Raw genomic sequence first — 22,449 nt, forward strand, 5'->3', positions numbered from 1 at the left:
TATTTGCCCTATTATCTGCTGGTTGTTCTAAGCTGAGTCTGTTCATCAGAAAAGGGAGAATCATAATGTCAGAGCAAGCACTAAAGATCGTTACGCTACTGGGGAGCCTGCGTAAAGGCTCTTATAACGCCATAGTCGCACGCGCTTTACCTCAGTTAGCTCCTCAGGGTGTCACTATCGAAGCCCTTCCCTCCATCCGCGATATCCCACTTTACGACGCAGATCTCCAGCAAGAAGAGGCTTTCCCAGCCACGGTAGAAGCCATTGCCGAACAAATCCGCCAGGCTGACGGCGTGATCATCGTAACGCCAGAATATAACTACTCTGTGCCAGGCGGCTTGAAAAATGCCATCGACTGGCTGTCCCGTTTGCCTAACCAACCGCTGGCCGGCAAACCGGTGGCGATCCAGACCAGTTCAATGGGGCCGATTGGCGGTGCACGTTGCCAATATCACCTGCGGCAGATCCTGGTGTTCCTGGATGCCATGGTGATCAACAAACCTGAGTTTATGGGGGGAGTGATACAGAATAAGGTTGATGAGCAAGCAGGTGAACTGGTGGACCAAGGCACGCGGGATTTCCTGACCGGTCAACTGTCCGCATTCAGTGACTATATCCGCCGTGTAAAATAAGCTGCCAGGCGGCGCGCCGAGATAACACTATCGAAGGCGCCGCTTTTAATCGTTTTCTCATTAATATTATTGAAAAATAAAGTTATAAAATTATGCCTTTTTTTATTTTAGCCATATTGTTGGCTTTTTCCACCAGTCCATTGTTTGCCTCACCAATGCTTTATCCTGAGGGAGAAGAGCCACTAGAGCTGCCTATCCATAGTCCGCTGAGTAAGCCATTGCCCCGCTCAGCCTACAGTCAGGAAGATAAAAAAGCCGGAGCCACCTCGTTATACCTGACGCTGATGCGTGAAGATGGCCGTAATATCTGGGCCCCCTTTCAACTGGCTGCATCCTCGGCCGAACAGGGCCAGACCGAGCTAGCCGAACGTTATCTGCAACTTAGCGCCAAGCGAGGATTGTGGTATTACTACAACCTGCTGGAAGATAACGCGTTCAGTAGCATTCAGCAAAGTGACACCTACCGTTCAATTCTGGCAACCACCAAAGCGCGCTATCAGCAACACGCCGCAAAGTTTGAAGGTAAACCTCACTATGCCGTACCGAGTGGCGAGCCCCCAACCGGAGGCTGGCCAACCATCGTCTACCTTCATCCCTACGGGAAAGCCGCCACTATCATCCCAGAGGATCGGTTGCTGTTTACCGAGGCCGGGGTCGCCTATATTGAGATAAACGGCACCCAGATGCTGGAGGAAGGGAGCTTTCGCTGGTCTAACTACAGCTCTACCAGCACCCAGAACGCCATTCAACGCACCCTACAAAGCCTGGGCCCCAAGCTGAAGCTTAATCCCCAACAGGTTTACCTGACCGCCCGTGGTCAGGGGGCGCTACACGCCGCTAACCTGATGGCCAATTATCCGCAGTTTTATTCCGGAGCACTGCTGATTGCCCCGAAGGGCCACCTTCCCCCGGCGAAACATTCACTGGCAGAAAATAAACGCATCATGATTGCCTATTATGATCGGCAGAATTTCAACGATCGGGCATTGGCCCTTAATTTTGCTGACTTGTTCAGATGCAAAAATCAGGTCGAGATTGCCAATTTTGCCGAGGGGGAAGATAGGATAGGTGGCTGGCAGACGCGTTATAACCGGCCGCTACGCTGGATAATGGGTAGAGAACAGGATGCCTCACCAGGCGCTTGAGAGTAACAAGGGGCTTGCGCCCCCTTCGTTGACGGGCATTAATGCCCGTCAACGAACACGATTTTCAGCACGAACAGCAGCGCCACCACAATCACGCAAGGGCTAATCTCACGCCAGCGGCCGGTACCCAACTTCATGATGCAGTAAGAGATAAAGCCCAGGGCAATCCCTTCGGTGATCGAGAAGCTGAAAGGCATCATGGCGGCGGTCACAAAGGCCGGAACCGCTTCGGTCATGTCTTCCCACTTCACCCGCGCCAGGCTGGAGGTCATCAGCACCCCCACATAAATCAGCGCGCCCGCAGCTGCATAGGTTGGCACCATTCCCGCTAACGGTGACAGGAAAATCACCAGCAGGAAGAGAATGCCCGCCACCACGGCGGTCAGGCCAGTACGCCCACCGACGGCCACCCCGGAGGAGCTTTCAATATAGGCGGTAACCGAAGAGGTGCCTGCAAAAGCACCGGCGACCGAGGTGATGCTGTCCACGTACAGCGCCTGCTTCATACGCGGGAACTTACCGCTTTCATCCGTCAGGCCCGCCTTGTCGGTCACGCCGATCAGGGTACCCGAGGAGTCAAACAGGTTGACCAGCATAAAGGAGAAGATCACGCCTGCCAGGCCGATATTCAGCGCTCCGGCGATATCCACCTGGCCGACCACGGAGGTGACATCCGGCGGCATGGAAAACACGCCGCCATATTTCACGTCGCCCAATGCCCAACCGATCAGCGTGGTCACCACGATAGAAACCAGTACCGCCGCATGAATATTACGCGAAGCCAGCACCGCGATAATAAAGAAGCCCAAGGCTCCCAGCAGCACGCTGTGAGAGGTCAGATTGCCTACCGCTACCAACGTATCCGGGTTAGCGACCACGATACCGGCATTTTTCAACCCCATCATGGCGATAAACAAGCCGATACCGCTGGTGATGCCCACGCGCAGGCTCAGCGGGATATTGGCAATCATCCAGTAGCGGATGCGGAAAATAGTCAGCAGCAGGAAACCGATTGCGCCCCAGAAAATAGCGCCCATGCCGACCTGCCATGAAATACCCATCGCACCGACCACCACAAACGCGAAGAACGCGTTGAGGCCCATCGCCGGAGCCAACGCCACCGGCAGGTTAGCCAGCAAACCCATCAGGATACTGCCAAAAGCGGCGATCAGGCAGGTGGTGACAAACACCGCCTGAGTGTCCATGCCCGCCGCGCCCAGGATCTGCGGGTTAACAAACACGATATACACCATGGTTAAAAAGGTGGTGATGCCAGCAATCGTTTCCGTACGTACCGTGGTGCCATGCTGCTTGAGTTTAAACACGCGCTCAAGCAAGCCCTGATTGGCATCAAGGCTGAGATCTTGTTTGCTCATTATAGAATTCCGAAGAGGGATTAGGACTGTCGCTGGCTATCCTATAACAAAAAGCCCGGATTTTGACCTCGCTCACAGGTTTTTTTCGCCATCTTTACGGCTAAAACTGCCAACAACTTGTATTTATTGAGATTGCTCGCCAAAGAGGGACAATCTGCGGCGATCCGGTTAAAGTAACAGCAGTCATGACTTAACCGAGGGCGCTTACCCCAATGAATCAGGTTGAATGTGTTTTATTTGATTGCGATGGCACGCTGGTAGACAGCGAAGTGCTGTGCAGCAAAGCCTATGTACATATGTTTGCCCACTACGGCGTCGAGCTGGCGCTGGAAGAGGCATTTAAAAAGTACAAAGGGATCAAGCTCTACGAGATCATTGAGCGGGTTAACGCCGAGCAAGGGGTAAATTTACCCGCCAGCGATCTGGAGCCGATTTTTCGCCAGGAAGTGGCCCGTCTGTTTGATGCCGAGCTCCAGCCGATTACCGGTGCGCGCGAGCTGCTGGCGCAGATAAATGCCCCTATGTGCACCGTTTCTAACGGCCCGGTGAGCAAAATGCAACATTCTTTAGGGTTAACCGACATGTTGTCCTATTTTGATGACCGGTTGTTCAGCGGCTACGATATTCAACGCTGGAAACCCGATCCGGCCATCGTATTCCATGCCGCCCAACAGATGCAGGTGCCCGTAGAGCGCTGTATTTTGGTGGATGATTCTGTTGCCGGTGCACAGGCAGGGATCGCGGCAGGCATTCCCGTGTTCTACTTCTGTGCCGATCCTCATAATAAACCGATCGATCACCCGTTGGTGACGACGTTTGACGATCTGGCACAGCTGCCTGCGCTGTGGCAACAGCGGGGTTGGCAGCTTACCCGTTAAACCACGTTAATATTCAGCGGGAAAACACCCCGCTGAACTATATCCATTAACGATAGGATCCCAGCGGAACTTCGGCATCAGGCTCATGGGTAATTCTGTTACGCAAGTCCCGGCGTACTATCTCAATCACCCAAAACCAAAATATATGCCCCAAAATTTCTGAAAGGTACTCATCAAAGGGCAGCATTGAAAGCGGGGGAGTCAAACCAAGCAGAGGGAAACTAATGCCATGCACGGCAACGGTGGCAATGATGCCCGCCAACACCCCCTGCCAAAGTTTGATCTTTGGAAAAACTTCGGCAACCAAGCAGTAACCGATAGCAAAGACCAACGAAAATATGACGTGCGTAACCATAACCGGATTAATAATATGCTCAGAAAAGGTATATACCGTACCGGTTGGATCTATCCCAAGATAATCTCTTAAAAAAAGATAGGGCGGGTTAAATTCAGCCCGACCATCACTGAGGGTTCTTGGCGGTAGCGGAACCTCAGCCCCCCACTTGACAAAAGCAGAGAGGATCCCGCCAATAATGCCAACAAACAAGGCAACGCCATAGCGCCGCCGACTTGGATCCGTTTTTATAAATAACGCACTAATTTTCATAATGATAACCATCCAATGGAAATATATAAATCACTCTTGTTTATACTCTAAATAATTCGAGCTGCATGACAAAAGCGCAATGCATTGATCCTAATCATAAATTTAACGTAAAACGATAAAAATTATTAATCCTTATAATACGTCAAGCACCCCCGACCATGTTAATTAGCCAGGGTATAACTACTGTAGCCTGATTAACTAGCCGGTAACGGTGGCCGATTACGCCACCAGCACCAGCTGCGTTTTAGCGCTTTGGTCTGCGGGCTAAGGCGTTTGTTCAGTCCGTTCGCCAGCAGGTCCAACGTCAGGCAGAAAATAAAATAGACCAGCGCCACAAACAGGAACACCTCCATCGGGTAAACCATGCTGCGGTTATTAACCTGCGTAGCCAGGAAGGTCAACTCCCCCACGCCGACAATGTACGCCAGAGAAGTGTCTTTAATCAGCGAGATCCACTGATTGATAAACGAAGGCACCATCATGCGCAGCGCCTGCGGCAAGACGATCATCCGCAACACCTGCCAGCGGTTTAAACCGAGCGATAGCCCCGCTTGCCACTGCCCGGCACCGATTGCTACGATGCCCGCTTTTACCGCATGGGCCAGATAGGCCGAAGCGATCAGCGCCAGCGCACATACCACGGTGGTAATTTCCGGGATATCAACGCCAAACACTATCGGCAGCAGGAAGTAAGTCCAGAAAATCAGCATGATCACCGGAATAGCGCGGAAGAACCCCAGCACCATCGCCAATAACCCAGCCAACACACCGCGTGACATCGTCAATGCGACACCCAGCAGCGTCCCCAGGATCGCCGACGCCAGCCCGGCCATCAGGCTGATCGCTAACGTCAACGCAGCACCGCCCAAAGGCCCATCCGGGAAGGTGCCCCACAGCAGGTAACCCAGGTTTTCCTGGATAACGGTAAAGTCCATCTTAGTGTCCCCCCAGCGGTTTGCGCTGTTGACGCCACATGCCCCAACCTTCCAACAGGGCAATAATGGCGATATACAGCACCGTCGCCACGCCAAACGCCTGGAAGGTTCGCAGAGTTTCGGTTTCCACCTGACGTGAAGCGTAAGACAGCTCAGCAAGGCCAATCGCCATGGTCAGCGATGAGTTTTTAATCACGTTCATGTACTGCCCCAGCAACGGCGGGAAAGCGATTTTCAACGCCTGCGGCAACACCACATAGCGCATCGATTGCCAGCCGGTCAGCCCTAGCGCGTAGGCTGCATGCTTTTGCCCACTGGCGACGCCACGGATGCCGGAACGGATCTCTTCGGCAATAAACGCGGTGGAATAAAGTGTCAGGCCGAAGAACCCTGCCAGGAATTCAAACGAGGGCCACTCGAGCAAACCTAACTGATGGGGGGTATTCAGCCATTGCATGGCGAAGGAGGGCAGGATTTGCCCGGCGGCGAAATACCAGAAGAACAGTTGCACCAGCAGAGGAGTATTGCGAAATAGTGCGCTGTAGGCCACCGCCAGCCAGCTCAAGGGGCGCAGGCTGCTGTCTCTCATCGCCGCCAGGCCAAAACCCAGCAGCGTTGCCGCCAGCCCGGCACAGGCCGACAGCCATAAGGTCATCAAGAAGCCATTCCATAGCCAGCTCAGATACTGCGGCGCCAACAGCCAGTCTGAGAGTTGTTGCAGATTCATACGAGGTACTTCCCCCCTCACCCCAACCCTCTCCGCCACGGTACAAAACCGGGGAGAGGGAGCAGGGAGATTAGGCTTTAGGTTGCTGATCCAACGGGCCGATCTTGAAATCGCCACGCGGTTGGGCGGATTTGGTTTCCGGGCCGAACCAGCGATCGTAAATCTTCACCGCATCGCCGTCTTTTTCCAGTTTGATCAAGGTATCGTTAACGGTAGCCGTCAGACGATCTTCGCCTTTCGGGATGCCAACGCCCTGATATTCTTTGGTGATGCTGAACGGAGAGATTTCAAAGTCGGCTTTTTGCGCCGCCGGCAGGTTGCCCAGCAGGCCAACCAACTTGGCATCGTCCTGGGTGATGGCCTGAACGTTGCCATTACGCAGGGCGACAAACGCCAGTGGAGTATCGTCGTAAGAGATCACTTTGGCCGTTGGGTAGTGCTCACGCAAGGTGATTTCCTGCACGGTGCCTTTATCTGCACCGATGCGCAGCTTCTTGATGTCTTCAGGGGTTTTCAGCACGCCCTTATGAGCAATGAATTTCTGGCCGGTAGCAAAATAGGGCACGCTGAAATTCACCTCTTTGGCACGCTCGTCGGTGAAGGTGAAGTTGGCTGCGATCAGATCGACCTTTTTGGACACCAGCAGAGGAATACGGTTAGCCGGGTTGGTAGCACGCAGTTCAACCTTGACGCCCAGCGCCTTACCGATGGCTTCGGCCACATCCACATCATAACCCACCAGCTTTTTGCTTTGCGGATCGACATAACCAAACGGTGGGTTGCTGTCGAATACCGCAATACGCACCACGCCCGCTTTTTGAATATCATCAAGTTTATCGGCATGTGCCACGCCAGTGGCAAGGCTGGCTAACAGAGATAAGGCTAAGACGCGCTGTTTCATGAAAGGCTCCCAAGTGATTGATGTCCCGCTGGCTGATAAGCTAGCAAGCCTCACTTAGGTCAGGAAATAATATTAAACGCTATAGTTATAACCTTTTTAACTTTATGGTTTTTAAATGGCATAAAGGCGCCGTTTTCAGCGCCTTCTTGGATAAATCACTGGTTGAATTACGCTTTTTTCTCGTCTTTACCGTCTGACAACAGCTTGTCCAGCGCGTCGCCACCGATATGGCGGAAGTCCTGGCCTTTGACGAAGTAGAAGATGAATTCGCAAATATTCTGGCAGCGATCACCGATACGCTCGATAGAGCGGGCACAGAACAGCGCCGTCAGCACGCTTGGAATGGTGCGCGTATCTTCCATCATGTAGGTCATCAACTGGCGCACAATGCCTTCATATTCTTGATCGACCTTCTTGTCTTCGCGGTAAATCCGGATCGCTTCATCCAGATCCATACGCGCAAAGGCATCCAGCACGTCGTGCAGCATCTGCACGGTGTGGCGGCCCAGTGACTCCAGGCTGACCAGCAACGGCTGATGCTGGTGCGAAAATTTCTCCAGTGCGGTGCGACAGATCTTGTCCGCTACGTCGCCGATGCGTTCCAGCTCGGAAATGGTCTTGATGATCGCCATCACCAGGCGCAGATCGCTGGCGGTGGGCTGGCGTTTGGCAATGATGCGCACACAGGCTTCATCGATCGCCACTTCCATCATATTGACCTTGGCATCTCCCTCAATCACCCGCTTGGCCAGTTCACCATCCTGGTTATGCATCGCGGTAATGGCGTCGGTCAGCTGTTGCTCCACCAGCCCGCCCATGGTCAGCACTTGGGTGCGGATGTGCTCGAGTTCAGCGTTGAACTGGCCGGAAATGTGTTTGTTTAAATTCAGGTTATCCATGATGCATCCTAATCAACCATAGCGGCCAGTAATGTAGTCTTCGGTCTGCTTTTTCTGTGGCGCGGTAAACAGAGTGTCAGTATCGCTGAACTCGATCAACTCACCCAGATACATAAATGCGGTGGAGTCGGAACAACGCGCCGCCTGCTGCATATTGTGGGTCACGATCACCACGGTGTAGTCAGACTTCAGCTCGCTGATCAGCTCTTCAATCTTGCCGGTGGAAATCGGATCCAGCGCCGAACAAGGCTCATCCAGCAACAGCACTTCCGGGCGAATGGCAATGCCGCGCGCAATGCACAGGCGTTGCTGCTGGCCGCCGGACAGGCTGTAACCGCTTTGGTGCAGCTTGTCCTTGGTCTCGTTCCACAGTGCCGCCTTGGTCAGCGCCCACTGGACACGCTCGTCCATATCCGCACGGGACAGCTTCTCGAACAAGCGCACGCCAAAGGCGATGTTGTCGTAAATCGACATCGGGAACGGCGTTGGCTTTTGGAACACCATGCCCACCTTGGCACGCAGCAGCGCGATGTCCTGGTTATCCGTCAAGATGTTTTGCCCATCCAGCAGGATATCGCCTTCGGCGCGTTGTTCCGGGTAGAGCTGGTACATCTTGTTGAAGGTTCGCAGCAGCGTCGATTTGCCACAGCCAGACGGGCCGATAAACGCGGTCACCTTATTCTTGGCGATATCCAGCGTGATGTTTTTCAGCGCATGGAATTTGCCGTAGTAAAAGTTCAGATCGCGTACCTGAATTTTGCTGCTGGAACTGGAGTCAACCATACTCATCAAGACTTCTCTCTTTTCACGGTGTCGCCTGAGCGGCACTTAAATTTTTATGAATGCTTTTTCTTGGCGAAAATCACACGCGCCAGGATATTCAGTAACAGTACGCACAGGGTGATCAACAGCACCCCGGCCCAGGCCAGTTGTTGCCACTCGGCAAACGGGCTCATAGCAAACTTGAAAATGGTGACCGGCAGGTTGGCGATCGGCTGCATCAGGTCGGTGCTCCAGAACTGATTCGACAGCGAGGTAAACAGCAATGGGGCTGTTTCCCCGGCGATACGCGCAATCGCCAGCAGCACGCCGGTGATAATGCCGGAGACCGACGCTTTCAGCGTAATGGCGGAAATCATGCGCCATTTCGGTGTCCCCAGCGCATAGGCCGCTTCACGCAGCGTGTCCGGTACCAGCTTGAGCATGTTCTCGGTGGTGCGGATCACGATTGGGATCTGCAACAGAGCCAGCGCAATAATTCCGGCCCAACCGGAGAAGTGCTCCATCTTCGCCACCACTACGGTGTACACGAACAGGCCCACGACGATCGATGGCGCGGATAACAGAATATCGTTGATAAAGCGGATCACTTCCGCCAGCCAGGATTTACGGCCATATTCCGCCAGATAAATACCCGCCATGATGCCCAGCGGAGTGCCGAAGATGGTTGCCCACAGGATCAGCAAGCCGCTACCGGCGATGGCGTTAGCCAGACCACCGCCCGCAGTATTCGGCGGCGGCGTCATTTCGGTAAACAGCGCCAGCGACATGCCGTCGATGCCCTTGGTGATGGTCGAGAACAGGATCCACACCAGCCAGAACAGGCCAAAGACCATAGTCGCCATCGACAGGAACAGTGCCAGACGGTTTTTCTGCCGACGCCAGGCCTGCATTTTGCGGCGGCTTTCCGCCAGTGCTACCGGGTTTTGCATATCCATCGTTGCCATGTTAGCGACCCTCACGCTTGGCCAGACGCATCACCATCAACTTCGACAGCGCCAGGACGATAAAGGTGATCACAAACAGGATCAGGCCCAGTTGCATCAATGCAGAGGTATGCAGCCCGGATTCCGCTTCGGCGAATTCGTTGGCCAGCGCCGAGGTGATGCTGTTGCCCGGCATATACAGCGAGAAGCTGTCGAGCTGGTAGGTGTTACCGATAATAAAGGTTACTGCCATGGTTTCCCCCAGGGCACGCCCCAGGCCGAGCATCACACCGCCGATCACGCCGTTTTTGGTGAACGGCAGCACAATGCGCCAGATCACTTCCCAAGTGGTGCAGCCGATGCCATAGGCCGACTCTTTCATCATCACCGGGGTTTGTTCGAACACATCACGCATTACCGCCGCAATGTAAGGGATAATCATAATGGCCAGGATCACCCCGGCAGCCAGAATACCGATACCAAATGCCGGGCCGGAGAACAGCTCGCCAACGATCGGGATACCGGACAACACTTCCCCCACCGGGGTTTGGAAATATTTGGCGAACAGCGGGGCAAACACGAATAGACCCCACATGCCGTAAACGATGCTCGGGATCGCCGCTAACAGTTCTATCGCGATCCCCAATGGGCGCTTGAGCCAGTTAGGGGCCAACTCGGTCAGGAACAGGGCAATACCAAAACTGACCGGTACGGCGATAATCAGTGCAATCACCGAGGTGACGACCGTGCCGTAGATCGGTACCAGCGCACCAAACTGTTCGGCTGGCGCATCCCACTCTTTGGTCCACAGGAAGGCAAAACCGAACTTCTGCATGCTTGGCCAGGAGGCGATAATCAGCGAGACAATGATGCCACCCAGCAACAATAGGGTAATCAGCGCCGCCAGTCTGACCAGCGCGCTGAAGATGATGTCACCGTTTTTACCCGGTGCTTTAATGGTCGGCTTGTACTCAGCCATAGATTACTCTTCTGTTTAAAGCTTGGAGGGCCCGGCACGCCAGGCCCCCGACAATCAGGTTGAGGCGCGGTCTTCCGCACCCCCTGCGTTGTTAGAACAAGGCCTTACCGGAGCTGTCTTTGACGTTGGTCTTCCAGGCAGCACGGATTTGCTCAACCACTTCGGCAGGCAAGGCGGCGTAATCCAGTTCGCTGGCCTGTTTGGCACCGGCCTTGTAAGCCCAGTCAAAGAACTTCAGTACTTCAGCGCCCTGCTCAGGCTTCTTCTGCTCTTTGTGCACCAGGATGAAGGTGGTAGAAGTGATTGGCCAGACGTTGTCGCCTTTCTGGTTGGTCAGGTCCTGCGCGAAGGTTTTGCTCCAATCCGCGCCTTTGGCTGCGGCGCTGAAGCTCTCTTCGGTTGGGCTAACCGGTTTGCCATCGGCAGACACTAATTTAGTGTAGGCCAGGTTGTTCTGCTTGGCGTAAGCGTATTCGACATAGCCGATGGAGCCAGGCAGACGCTGAACGAACGCGGCGATGCCGTCATTGCCTTTGCCACCCAGGCCGGTTGGCCAGTTAACGGTTGAACCCGCACCAATTTTCTCTTTCCACTGCGCGTTAGCCTTGGCCAGATAGCTGGTGAACACGAAAGAAGTCCCAGAACCATCAGCACGACGTACCACGGCGATAGCCTGATCCGGCAGCTTAACGCCTGGGTTCAGTTTAATGATCGCCGGGTCATTCCATTTTTTGATGTTGCCCAGGTAGATATCCCCCAGGGTTTGACCATCCAGAGTCAGCTCACCGGATTTGATGCCCGGAATATTTACCGCCAGTACCACGCCACCGATCACGGTAGGGAACTGGAACAGGCCGTCCGCAGCCAGTTTTTCATCGGACAGCGGGGCATCAGAAGCACCAAAATCAACGGTGTTGGCGATGATTTGCTTCACACCACCAGAGGAACCGATCCCCTGATAGTTAACCTTGTTGCCGGTTTCTTTCTGATAAGAATCTGCCCACTTGGCATACACCGGAGCGGGGAATGTCGCACCTGCACCGGTCAGGCTAGCAGCAGCGAAGGCGGACACAGAGGCCAAAGAGAAAGTCGCTGCCACAATACTGGCGACGGTGGTACGCATCAGTTTCATAATCCCTCCTAATGGGATATTCAAAATCGACCTTGGGTCGTTTTCATCAGAGTAAGTATTGCTGCAGGAGGGAAAATAGGACAGTTTGGTGACAGTAAAATGTACTAAATATGACATTTTTATGACAGTCATTCACACAACAACAAGAGGATCACTCCTAGAAATAAAGAAGAATTAGCTTATCCATATAGGATAATCACCGCTTATCAGAAAACACCGCAATCGTTCCTAGAAAAAAGCCCAGAAACCCCATAAAAAAACAGCCTCACCGCTATTCTTTTCGACCTTAACGACGCTTGATGAGTATAAGAGAAAACCCATTAAATCATTACCGTAAATAACTCAACACCGACCAATAATCAGTTTATTCCCAAGCAAAGCCCCTAACAAAAGCGCCTCAAAAAATAACAAAAGTCAATAAACAAAAGCTCAACAGAAATAAAATAATTGCAGATGGGCGTAGCGGTAGGTTAGATTATTAAAATAACCACACCATGCATTATCAACGTAAATTTTCACTAACAACCATAGTCATTAGTCATTCATTTAAAAAGAGACAATTCCTATTCAGGGATAAAGGGATTTACAGTAGGGAGTGCTGAATGCGTGAATATCAAGTTCCAAAAATCGTTTTTTATTCTCATGACACTATGGGGCTAGGGCATGTCAGAAGGAACCTGTTGCTGGCCAGTGAGTTACTGTCCGTCATGCCGGAAGCCGAGGTGCTATTAATCAGCGGCGTCCATGAGTCCGGCAGCTTTCACTTACCCAAGGGAGCGGACATTATCACCTTGCCCACCTATTTTAAAACCGCTGAAGGCGAGTATTACCCCCGCTCCCTAGGTAGGGATGTCCAGCGCCTGACATCTCTGCGAGCTGACATTATCCAGGCGGCAATGAAAACATTCAAACCCGATATTTTTATTGTCGACAACGTTCCCAGGGGCGCAATGTCTGAATTAGACAGCGTATTACCGACACTGGTAAAAAATGGTACCCATCTGGTACTAGGCTTACGTGATATTGTTGACGATCCTGCGACCGTAAGGCGACAATGGGAAAAATTAAATAACATTGAGACTATTCGCAATTACTTTTCCTCTATTTGGATATATGGCGATAAATCATTTTATAATTTAGCTCAGGCTTATCACTTTGATGGTGATACCTGCCAGAAAATTTCATTTCTTGGTTACCTGGATGCCACCCGTCGCCCACGTCAGCAAGCCAAACCCCAGGCAATCGTGCCCGGTATCCGGCAGCCCTATGCACTTTGCCTGGTGGGCGGAGGCCAGGATGGTTTTGAGCTGGCCACCACCTTTGCCAACGCCACCTTTCCCACCGGCATGATGGGAGTGTTGATTACCGGTTCAATGATGCCCGTCGAGCAACGGGAAGAGCTGCAAAGGATCGCCGCCAAACGTCATGACCTGCTGGTGGTACGGTTTGTGGCCGAACCTTTGGAGTTATTGCGTCAGGCGGAATGCCTGGTGGCCATGGGGGGCTATAACACCACCACAGAAATTTTATCCTTCCACAAGCGTGCCTTGATCGTCCCCCGCGTTACCCCTCGCCAGGAACAATGGCTACGCGCTAGCCGGTTGGCGGAGATGCAACTGGTGTCTTGCCTACATCCTGACCACCTAAGTCTACCGATCCTCAACCACTGGCTGACAGAACAAAGTACGCCACAAAATCCACGTCATGTTTTGAATTTTAATGGGCTGGAGACCTTTACCAACAAAGTTAAAGCGCTGTTCCAATCCAGCAACGCCGTAGCAAAAACCAGACAGGAGACGCTCCATGAAATCTGACCCACAGACACCGCCAATTTATGTGGGTTACGTCGTCAAACGTTACCCCCGGTTTTCCGAAACCTTCGTGGTGAACGAGATCCTGGCGCATGAACGTGCTGGAGCAAAAGTCGCTATTTTTGCGCTTGGCCCTGTGGACGAGCCACACTTCCAGCACGATATTGCCGAAGTACGGGCGCCGGTCACACGGCTCAACGACAAGCAGCGCAATTGCGAAAGCTTTTGGGCGCTATTGCAGCAGGCTCATCAGCAACTGCCCGACTTTGCCAACAACCTGTTCCTGGCACAGCACCACAACATTCACGAGTTTGCCCAAGCCATCATGCTGGCCCTGGCGGTGCGTGCACAAGGTATCCAGTGTCTGCATGCCCATTTCGCCACTCGCGCCACCACTGTAGCACGGCTGGCGGCCAGGCTAAGCGGGATCAGCTATACCTTTACCGCCCATGCCAAAGATATCTATTATCCGTATGAGGAAACCACGGATATGGCCCGCAAGCTGCGCGATAGTGCCCGAGCGATTACTGTTTCCGATTACAACCTGGCCTACCTCAAACAGCAATATGGCCGAGATGCCGATAAGGCAATCAGAGTCTATAACGGCATCGATCTGGCTAAATTCCCTTATCAGGCACCCGCCAACCAAACCCGCCATATTTTGGCGGTTGGCCGCCTAGTCGCCAAGAAAGGTTTCGACATCCTGATTGAAGCACTGAGCCTGCTACATTCACGCGGCATTGAATTTCGCGCAACGATAGTAGGTTATGGCCCGTTACAAGATGCGTTGGCGACACAGATTCAAACAGCAGGGATAGCACACAAGGTCACTCTGGCGGGTCCATTACCTCAGCCCGGCATCATTTACGCCATGCAAAATGCCGCGATGGTAGTGGCTCCCTGTGTTGTGAGTGAAGAGGGTGACCGGGATGGCTTGCCAACCATCTTGCTGGAGGCCATGGCGCTGGGAACCCCCGTCATCTCAACGCGGGTCGCTGGTATCCCAGAATTGGTCACAGAAGGTGAAACCGGGCTTTGCGTCGCTCCTCAGGATCCTCATGCCCTCGCCAAAGCAATGTTACGCCTGCTCGATGAAGCCCCCACCGGTCTTGCTTTATCGCTACGGGCCAGAAAGCGTATTGAGCAGCACTATGACATCGACAAAAACACCACCCAGCTACGCGCCATCTTTCGAGCCAGCGCTCGACCCATACCTGCTACCCAAGGAGGCCAATCGTGAAAGTCGCTTATCTCTGTGCCGATCCCGGCATTCCGGTATTTGGCCACAAGGGCGCATCGATACATATTCAGGAAGTCCTGCGCGCCCTGCTGGCTCAAGGGATGACGATTACGCTGTTTGCCCAACGCCTTGGCGGGCCGGTACCCGCTGAGTTTCAAGAGATCAACATTGAGCCACTGCCGCCCTTGTCAGCTAATACCCACAGGGAGGAGCGTGCACGCCAGGCACTGGAAGCGAATAGCTGGGTGACCGAACAGTTGGCGCTTACCGGGCCTTACGATGTGATCTATGAGCGTTATTCTTTGTGGAGCCATGCGGGTATGACCTTTGCCCGTAAAGCGGGCATCACCGGTATTCTGGAAGTGAATGCGCCATTGATCGAAGAACAGCGTAAATATCGGCAACTCCCCCTGGAGCAGGAGGCCGAGCAAACATTACGCCAGGTGCTCACGAACGCCGACACTATCATCGCTGTATCCCCTGGGGTAAAAACCTGGCTGGAGAATTTCCCAGAGTCAGGGAATAAGATCCATGTGGTGGCCAACGGCGTCGATCCGGCAAGATACCCAGCGCGAAAAGCGGTACGGAATAATCCGGCGGTGATTGGTTTTGTAGGTTCACTGAAGCCTTGGCATGGCGTTCAGACTCTGGTTGAAGCCTTTCATCTCCTGCACCAGCGTGGCCGCCCTGTCCGGCTTTCCATCGTCGGTGACGGCCCCGAATATCTGCAACTGCGCACCCAATTGACGCAGTATGGGTTACTCTCTTTCTGTCACTTCACCGGTGCCGTCGATCACCTCAACGTGCCAACGTTACTGGCAGCGATGGATATCGCCGTCGCTCCCTATCCGCAGCTGGCCGGGTTCTATTTCTCACCGCTGAAAATCTATGAGTACATGGCCGCCAGACTACCGGTGATCACCACCCGGGTCGGACATCTGCCTGAGGTGGTATCAGAAGGCAAAACCGGGCTGCTGGTTCCACCGGATGATGCCCTGGCGCTGTGCATTGCGATTGAGCACCTGTTGGACGATGTTCCGCTCTGCCAGCAGCTGGGGGATGCAGGGCGGCAACAGGTAGAACAAAACCAGAGTTGGCAGAGCATCACTGCGCTAATCTGGCGCTTGGCGGGGTTGAAGTGAATAGCCACAAAGCAAAAATGTTACGCCTCTTCCTGCCCTACATCCGTAAACAGCGAAGGTTGATCCAAAGCGCCTTTCTGGCGCTGTTGCTGGCATCCGGTATACGTTTACTGGAGCCTTGGCCGTTGGCATTTGCCATCGATCTCATTTTGGCAGAAGTCTCAGACAGACCCGTGTCCGGCAAGTTGGCCACTTATGGTGACTGGAGCATCCAGACCGGGCTGTGGTTGTGCGCAGGCGGCGTCTTCGTTATTGCCATCCTTAAGGCCGCCATCAGCTATTTCAGCACCATTGGCCTGGCGTTGGCAGGTAGCCGAGTGCTCAGCGAGATCCGCCTGGATCTGTTTGCACACCTGTTACGCCTCCCCCTAAAGTTTCATCATCAGGCCAGAACCGGCGATTTGACGATGCGCCTGATCAACGACATCGCCATGCTGCGCGAGGTGACCGTTACCGCACTCATGCCGCTATTGTCGAGCATCGTGATCCTGCTAGGCATGTTCGGCATTATGCTGTTTCTTGACTGGAAGCTGACGCTGATCACCCTGCTGCCGTTGCTATTGCTGGTATGGATGACCCGCAGCGCCAGCCAGAAAATCAGCCACGTCAGCCGTGGGCAACGTAAACGGGAAGGGGCTTTGGCCGCCAAGGCAGCGGAATACCTCGGTGGCATCGCGACGGTGCAAGCCCTGTCGCTGGAGTCGGCGACGATGAAAAGCTTTCGCGGCGACGATGCACAAAGCCTACAACAGAACGTGCAAACCAAGCGCCTGTCCGCCGGGTTGGAACGCCGGGTAGATATCCTGATCGCGTTCACCACCGGGTTAGTGTTGTTAAACGGCGCCATGGAAGTCCTGGCTGGCCGCATGTCACCGGGCGATCTGCTGATCTTCCTGTCCTATCTGAAGAATACCTTCCGTCCGGTAAGAGAATACGCCAAGTACACCGGGCGCTTATCAAAAGCGATCACGGCAGGAGAGCGTATTGTCGATCTGCTGCACCACCAGCCAGCGATCATCGAACGCCCCAATGCGAACGAATTGGCCGCCGCGCCTGGGGATATCCGTTTTGACAACATCCATTTCAGCTATCAAACAACAGCAGAGACAGAGTTTACACAGACGCTGCAAGGGGCTAGCTTCTATATCCCCCCTGGTCAAAGCGTTGCGGTAACCGGGCCTTCTGGCGCGGGTAAGTCCACCCTGATCAGCCTATTGCTACGCTTGTACGATCCAGGCTCCGGGTGCATCGAGATCGGTGGCCGGGATATTCGCGATTATACCCTCAGCAGCATTCGCCAGCGGATAAGCTATGTTCCGCAAGATAACCTGCTATTTGGCGTCACGGTTCGCGAGAATATCAATCTGGCAGCCCATAGTGAGGTCACAGAAGAACAAACTATCGCGGCCGCACGCCTGGCCAATGCCCATGATTTTATCATGGCCCTACCGCAGGGGTACGACACCGTCATCAGCGAGAGAGGAAGCTCGCTGTCTGGCGGGCAACGCCAGCGCATTGCTATCGCCCGGGCTGCCATCAGACAAAATTCAATCCTGATACTGGATGAACCTGGCGTCGGGCTGGACAGCAAAAACGAAAATGCCGTCATAGAGGCCCTGTCACGGTTGATGCATGGCCGCACCAGCCTGGTCATCACGCACAACCTGTCTTTCGCCAGCAGAGCCGATCGCATCCTGTTTCTGGATCAGGGAACGGTCGTTGAGCAAGGCACACATGACGAGCTGCTGGCCCAGCAGGGCCGTTATTGGGAATTGTGGCAGTTACAACGGACAGTCTGAATCAAGCCAGGAGGCAAAGTAACCCCTATGACAAAACATGCAGCCGAACTTCGCATCATAGCTCAGGATCCCCAGCTACCCGGTTTGGCGTTGCTGCTGGATAACGACGCCCTGCTCCAAGCGCTACGGTGTCTGCCCCCCTTGCAAGATGCCCAATTCGTAACGCTAGACTATTTACGCTATAAACCCGGCAATAGCTGTGCCGCAAGCCTGACAGTGACGCTGGGTTCACAGCAACGCAAAACCTATTTTGCCAAAGCGTTGACCGCCGAGCGGTTTATTCAGTCCTGGCAACATCCCAAACGACAGGCTCTGATCGCCGCTGGCGATCCAGATGCCCCACTGGCTCTGCACGCGAGTGCCATCCTGCTGCAACATCCGTTACACGATCGTACCCTACGTTTTCTGCATTTACTCAAACATGACGAGACGCGTCAGGCGTTATTTCGCCAGCTTTTACCCTCCTTCAACGAGGTGGAGCATATCGACTGGCGTTTTCTACGCTATAAACCAGAGCGCCGTACCATCATCCAACTTTCCTGCCAGAATAAGCCCATTGCCATACTGCGCTGCGCCTGTGCAAAAGAGTATGGGCGAATGCTACAGGGAACGGCGGTAGGCGCAGCTTTAGGTCATATCTCACTGCTTGGCAGCCTCGGCAATCAGCGGATGCTGGCAACGCGTTGGATCGCAGGCGAGAGCCTGGGGCCAGAACATAGCGGAACGCTCTCTCTGAGCGCCATGGAGGCGGCCGGTAGCGCCTTGGCTCAAGTCCATTGCACACCGTTTTCGCTTCCCAAGGCATCGGGCAGCAATGAGAACATCCAGGCATTATGGCGCGTGCTGAATATCCTTACCGTTATCCACCCATCGGGTGCCGTACGCTATCATGAATTGGCCACCAAAATCGCTCAATACCTGATGGCTTGCCGAATCGAGCCGGTACTGATCCACGGTGATTTTTCCGCCGATCAGGTGGTGAAACCCGCCGACGGTGGCGCACTGCACATTATCGATTGGGATCGTTGTACTTACGGCGCTCCCCTGATGGATTTAGCCTCGTTTCAGGCACGTCTGGAACTCCAGGCCATTGATAAAACCCTGCAATACCCCTCGGTTGACAGCGTGATGAACGCTTTTTTGTCCGGTTATTCGGTCACCCGTACCAGCCCGGTGGATAAGCAGGCTCTGGCCTGGTACGCCGCCTGGGCGCTAATGTGTCTGGCGACTGAGCCATTTCGTACACGGGCTGAGGATTGGCCTGAGCAGATCGAGGCATTACTCGATCGTGTACAACAACTGCTAGCCCAGCCCACCTCGACAGTCTTTTTGCCAGCGGAAAAGTTGCTGGTGCAACTCAGTACCCCATCAATCATGGCACAACCGCTGATCGCGGCATTGAACCTGCCCCCACAAAGCCGATTACAGGCTTGTAGGATAGTACGGCATAAGCCGGGCCGACGTGCCATTATCCACTATCAGATCGCCGATCCAGACCATCGCCAACCGCATGAGGTATTGGGGAAATACAGTAAAAAGGGGGTAAACCGTGCCGCCTTTGACTATCAAAAGCGCCTTTGGCGACAGGGTTGGCATGGCGCAGCCCCCTTCACCGTCCCCGAGCCACTAGCCCTGCTGCCCGAGTGGAATATCTGGCTGCAACGTAAGGTCGATGCCGTTGCTTTAACCGAACTGCTCATCCCCAGCGAGCCACGGCTAGCCGAGTTGGGAACACAGGTAGGTAAGGCATTAGCCGCATTACACCAGCATCGAGGGCTACAACTTGCCGTAGCGGCAAAAACGTGGCGTATCGCCGACGAACTGGCGGTATTACAGCAAGGCTTGCACAAAGTGGCGGCGTTATATCCACATTGGCAAATCCGCCTAGATCGCCTGCTGCGTGCTTGTGAACATGCAAGCCTGCCGTTAAACAGGGAAAAAACCTCCTGCGTTCATCGCGATTTTTACCCCGATCAGGTCCTGATAAATAACCAACACCCTCTACGGCTTACCCTGCTGGATTTTGATTTGTGCTGCACCAGTTCCCCGGCTCTGGATGCAGGCAACTATCTGGCACATGTGCGAGAACTGGCGTTACGCCGGTATGGTGATATTCACGCGTTAGATAGTCATGAGCAGGCGTTTACCACCGCCTTTCTCACTGATTCACCGGAGGTGGCTCCGCGATCCATTATGACATTTACCACCTTGGCGTTAACCCGCCATATTTTTCTAAGCACGCAGTTTACCGAGCGGCACCATACCACAGCGACGTTGATCGCTCTGTGTGAACAAGCCCTGGCTAAGGAACTAAAACAGGAATAGGGATATGTTGATACGTTGCAATCGTTTTACCCACTCGATGGGGCTGGGGTTATTGTTAACACCGCTTTTTTCCTTGGCGGATGAGGTGCCTGGCCTTTTCTATAAAGATCAGGAAAAAAGTGCTCTGCTGGCGGCCATTATAGAACAGGACATCCCGGGTCTTCTCCAACTGGATAGCAACGATCATATTGAAATTATTGATTCCAATAACGACACCAAACGACCACCCCAAAGCCCCGAACCCGTGAAGGTGATCAGCATCAATCTCCGGACCAAGATGGAGGTGTTCAATCTGCGCAACAAGAAATTAAGACACGGGGATAAAAGAGAAAACGAACTGGCCCACGAGCCGTCGCTGCGGATGAATGTGGGGGTGATGGAAAATAACCCGATTTATGGCCGCGCGGAAATCGAATGGCAACGAAAAACCAAACGAAAATCGGCGGCACAGCCGGAAAGGCAGACCAAGCTGGAGCTGAATCAGGCTTACGTGGGTTTGACCGAAGATATCATTCCTTATACCCATCTACGTCTTGGGCGTTGGCTATACCGTGATGAACGCGAGTGGCTGTTTGATGAAAATCTGGATGGGGTAGTTGCACAGAGCAAGCTGGGTGACTGGCATCTGGAGGCTCTGGGGGGCAGGGTAAACTACTGGCAGAAAGATTTGCTCGATAGCTCAACCCGCAGTTTCGAGCCGGTGAATATCGGTAGCCTGATATTACGCAAAAAAATAGCGAGTAAGTGGCAGGTGGGGGCTTATACGGTCGCCCAATACCATGGCGATAATCACGATCGGCAGCTCAATATCGGCCTGCGCTCCCATAACCCTGCCAAAAAGGGACTGCAGCACTGGTTTGAGCTGGGTATGTCTGAAAAGCGTCAATCAGATAGCGATAAACGAGGTTATGCAGTCGATTTAGGGGGAACCTATCGATTTGAAGATCGGGCGCTAAAACCACGAGTGACGCTAGGCTATGCCTTCGGTAGCCAAGACTACCGGCAAACGGGTTTACATTCCAATGAGGCCACCTTAGGTGGCGGTAGCAAATTCAAGATATACGGTGAAACATTAAATCCCGACCTGACAAATATCCATATCTTCACCGCCAGCCTGGGAATGGACCTCTCCCAGCAGGCAACCCTGGACGTCGTCTACCACCGTTATCATCAGGCCCGACTAAGCGATTTTGCCAACAACCAGACTGATTTATCCAGCAAATACGATCGCCAGAATACCCGCTATCTGGGTTCTGGAGTCGATATGGTTTTAGGGTGGAAGCCAACGGATAACACCAAGGTTGAGGCTATCGTCGGAATGTTCTCTCCATCCAAACGCTTTACCTCTGCCAGTAGCCCCCACAGCCCTCGCAGTGAGAACGCCTATTCTATTGGGCTAGAAGCCGAACTCAGATTCTGAAACAGAGACTAAAAGCGATCAGGCGACGATGCAGGGCCAATGATGCAGGTCGACGATGGGCACCGTTACCGTCTGCTCCAACTAACCATTCCCAACACCCCCACCATCTGCTGCTGGTGGAACAATCCGTACAGTTGCAGCCAACCTTGCTGGGAGAGCTGCGCCAACAGCTCGAGGGTCTGGCGAACGGATCATCAAAGTATGCTGGGAATAACGCTGTAATGCCTGTTGCCGCAATGCGTCGGTATCCAGGGATTGCCAATGGCTGCTGATCGTTCAACTCATCAGGCTTTGGTACTTATGATGCAGTTCAAATAGCAACCGCCGTTCGGGCAGCAGCCACTTGGTAGGCCCGATATACGCAGCAAACGCGTGGGAGAGGAAGATCTCTTCACTGGTGGGGATCAGCAGCTCAATATCATGTTGGTCGAGATAACCTTGCAGCTGCTGTTGATAACCGGCAAGCAGGTCTTTTAGATGGGCTGAAGATACGCATTACTCGCCATCTCTCAAATGTCTTTTTTTAGACACTTGTCCACATGAACGCAATGTGTAGGTGTTAGCAAGTAGGCTGAACTTGGGCTATATCCACTTGGGTAACAGTAGGATGTAACAACGTGAAATCGCCGAGAGCTTATTATGCGATCTATGTTACAGAGAAACAAAATGCCCTTGTACGCCACTGTGATTTTTGAGTTTAATAGCTATTAATACAATGTGACCTGCTCCCCGTTGATTAGTACACCCCGATGTTAGTAATGTCTTCATAAGCCACATGAGGACATCCCCATGAAG

At 53.4% G+C, this 22,449-nt stretch carries 19 protein-coding genes; 9 read left to right on the forward strand and 10 right to left on the reverse strand.

Going from position 1 to position 22,449, the window contains the following annotated elements; genetic code table 11:
* Positions 1-65: 65 nt before the first annotated feature.
* Positions 66-632: an NADPH-dependent FMN reductase gene (locus KAJ71_RS07945; RefSeq protein ID WP_248945216.1), complete on the forward strand. Its 567-nt coding sequence runs from the start codon at positions 66-68 to the stop codon at positions 630-632.
* Positions 633-724: 92 nt separating this feature from the next.
* A complete protein-coding gene (locus KAJ71_RS07950) occupies positions 725-1,777 on the forward strand; it encodes an alpha/beta hydrolase (protein ID WP_248945217.1) in 1,053 nt (350 codons plus the stop codon).
* Positions 1,778-1,815: 38 nt separating this feature from the next.
* Here the strand turns inward: KAJ71_RS07950 and KAJ71_RS07955 are convergent, their stop codons facing one another.
* Positions 1,816-3,153 carry an NCS2 family permease gene (locus KAJ71_RS07955; protein ID WP_248945218.1) on the reverse strand — a complete coding sequence of 446 codons (1,338 nt, stop codon included), beginning with the start codon at positions 3,151-3,153 and terminating at the stop codon, positions 1,816-1,818.
* Between the two features lie 212 nt (positions 3,154-3,365).
* Between KAJ71_RS07955 and yieH the strand changes: the two genes are divergently transcribed.
* Positions 3,366-4,031: a 6-phosphogluconate phosphatase gene (gene yieH, locus KAJ71_RS07960; RefSeq protein WP_248945219.1), complete on the forward strand. Its 666-nt coding sequence runs from the start codon at positions 3,366-3,368 to the stop codon at positions 4,029-4,031.
* A 46-nt stretch (positions 4,032-4,077) separates the two neighbouring features.
* On the opposite strand, the gene KAJ71_RS07965 is transcribed toward yieH, so the two are convergent.
* The 9 genes from KAJ71_RS07965 to pstS all read right to left on the reverse strand — a co-directional run bounded on the left by KAJ71_RS07965 (position 4,078) and on the right by pstS (position 11,917).
* The gene (locus KAJ71_RS07965) at positions 4,078-4,638 is read right to left on the reverse strand and encodes a YagU family protein (protein ID WP_248945220.1); all 561 of its coding nucleotides are present in this window, start codon (positions 4,636-4,638) and stop codon (positions 4,078-4,080) included.
* Between the two features lie 194 nt (positions 4,639-4,832).
* On the reverse strand, positions 4,833-5,573 hold the full coding sequence (locus tag KAJ71_RS07970; protein ID WP_248945221.1) for an amino acid ABC transporter permease: 741 nt from the start codon (positions 5,571-5,573) through the stop codon (positions 4,833-4,835).
* Position 5,574: 1 nt separating this feature from the next.
* A complete protein-coding gene (locus tag KAJ71_RS07975; protein WP_248945222.1) occupies positions 5,575-6,300 on the reverse strand; it encodes an amino acid ABC transporter permease in 726 nt (241 codons plus the stop codon).
* Positions 6,301-6,370: 70 nt separating this feature from the next.
* A complete protein-coding gene (locus KAJ71_RS07980) occupies positions 6,371-7,201 on the reverse strand; it encodes an ABC transporter substrate-binding protein (protein WP_248945223.1) in 831 nt (276 codons plus the stop codon).
* A gap of 167 nt (positions 7,202-7,368) precedes the next feature.
* Entirely contained in the window at positions 7,369-8,100 is a 732-nt protein-coding gene (gene phoU, locus KAJ71_RS07985) for a phosphate signaling complex protein PhoU (protein ID WP_024484696.1), read from the reverse strand.
* Between the two features lie 12 nt (positions 8,101-8,112).
* Positions 8,113-8,883, reverse strand: coding sequence for a phosphate ABC transporter ATP-binding protein PstB (pstB, locus tag KAJ71_RS07990; RefSeq protein WP_375540725.1), 771 nt, complete (start codon positions 8,881-8,883; stop codon positions 8,113-8,115).
* A gap of 53 nt (positions 8,884-8,936) precedes the next feature.
* Positions 8,937-9,827 carry a phosphate ABC transporter permease PstA gene (pstA, locus tag KAJ71_RS07995; protein ID WP_024484695.1) on the reverse strand — a complete coding sequence of 297 codons (891 nt, stop codon included), beginning with the start codon at positions 9,825-9,827 and terminating at the stop codon, positions 8,937-8,939.
* A 1-nt stretch (position 9,828) separates the two neighbouring features.
* A complete protein-coding gene (pstC, locus tag KAJ71_RS08000; protein WP_024527373.1) occupies positions 9,829-10,785 on the reverse strand; it encodes a phosphate ABC transporter permease PstC in 957 nt (318 codons plus the stop codon).
* 91 nt (positions 10,786-10,876) lie between these two features.
* Positions 10,877-11,917 carry a phosphate ABC transporter substrate-binding protein PstS gene (gene pstS / locus KAJ71_RS08005; RefSeq protein ID WP_248945225.1) on the reverse strand — a complete coding sequence of 347 codons (1,041 nt, stop codon included), beginning with the start codon at positions 11,915-11,917 and terminating at the stop codon, positions 10,877-10,879.
* A 602-nt stretch (positions 11,918-12,519) separates the two neighbouring features.
* On the opposite strand from pstS, the gene KAJ71_RS08010 reads away from it, so the two are divergent.
* The 6 genes from KAJ71_RS08010 to KAJ71_RS08035 are packed head-to-tail and all read left to right on the forward strand — an operon-like array spanning position 12,520 to position 21,654.
* Entirely contained in the window at positions 12,520-13,731 is a 1,212-nt protein-coding gene (locus KAJ71_RS08010) for a glycosyltransferase family protein (RefSeq protein WP_248945226.1), read from the forward strand.
* Entirely contained in the window at positions 13,721-14,968 is a 1,248-nt protein-coding gene (locus KAJ71_RS08015) for a glycosyltransferase family 4 protein (protein ID WP_248945227.1), read from the forward strand. The genes KAJ71_RS08010 and KAJ71_RS08015 overlap by 11 nt, the downstream gene beginning before the upstream one ends.
* Positions 14,965-16,110: a glycosyltransferase family 4 protein gene (locus KAJ71_RS08020; RefSeq protein WP_248945228.1), complete on the forward strand. Its 1,146-nt coding sequence runs from the start codon at positions 14,965-14,967 to the stop codon at positions 16,108-16,110. Before KAJ71_RS08015 ends, KAJ71_RS08020 begins: the two co-directional genes overlap by 4 nt.
* Complete coding sequence (locus KAJ71_RS08025; RefSeq protein WP_248945229.1) at positions 16,107-17,909, forward strand: ABC transporter ATP-binding protein; 1,803 nt, start codon at positions 16,107-16,109, stop codon at positions 17,907-17,909. The genes KAJ71_RS08020 and KAJ71_RS08025 overlap by 4 nt, the downstream gene beginning before the upstream one ends.
* A gap of 27 nt (positions 17,910-17,936) precedes the next feature.
* Entirely contained in the window at positions 17,937-20,234 is a 2,298-nt protein-coding gene (locus tag KAJ71_RS08030; protein ID WP_248945230.1) for an aminoglycoside phosphotransferase family protein, read from the forward strand.
* A 4-nt stretch (positions 20,235-20,238) separates the two neighbouring features.
* Positions 20,239-21,654 (forward strand): alginate export family protein, encoded by a 1,416-nt coding sequence (locus tag KAJ71_RS08035; RefSeq protein WP_248945231.1) that lies wholly within the window; start codon positions 20,239-20,241, stop codon positions 21,652-21,654.
* Positions 21,655-22,449 lie beyond the last annotated feature (795 nt).

The organism is Serratia silvae (assembly GCF_023282985.1).
Taxonomy (GTDB): domain Bacteria; phylum Pseudomonadota; class Gammaproteobacteria; order Enterobacterales; family Enterobacteriaceae; genus Chania; species Chania silvae.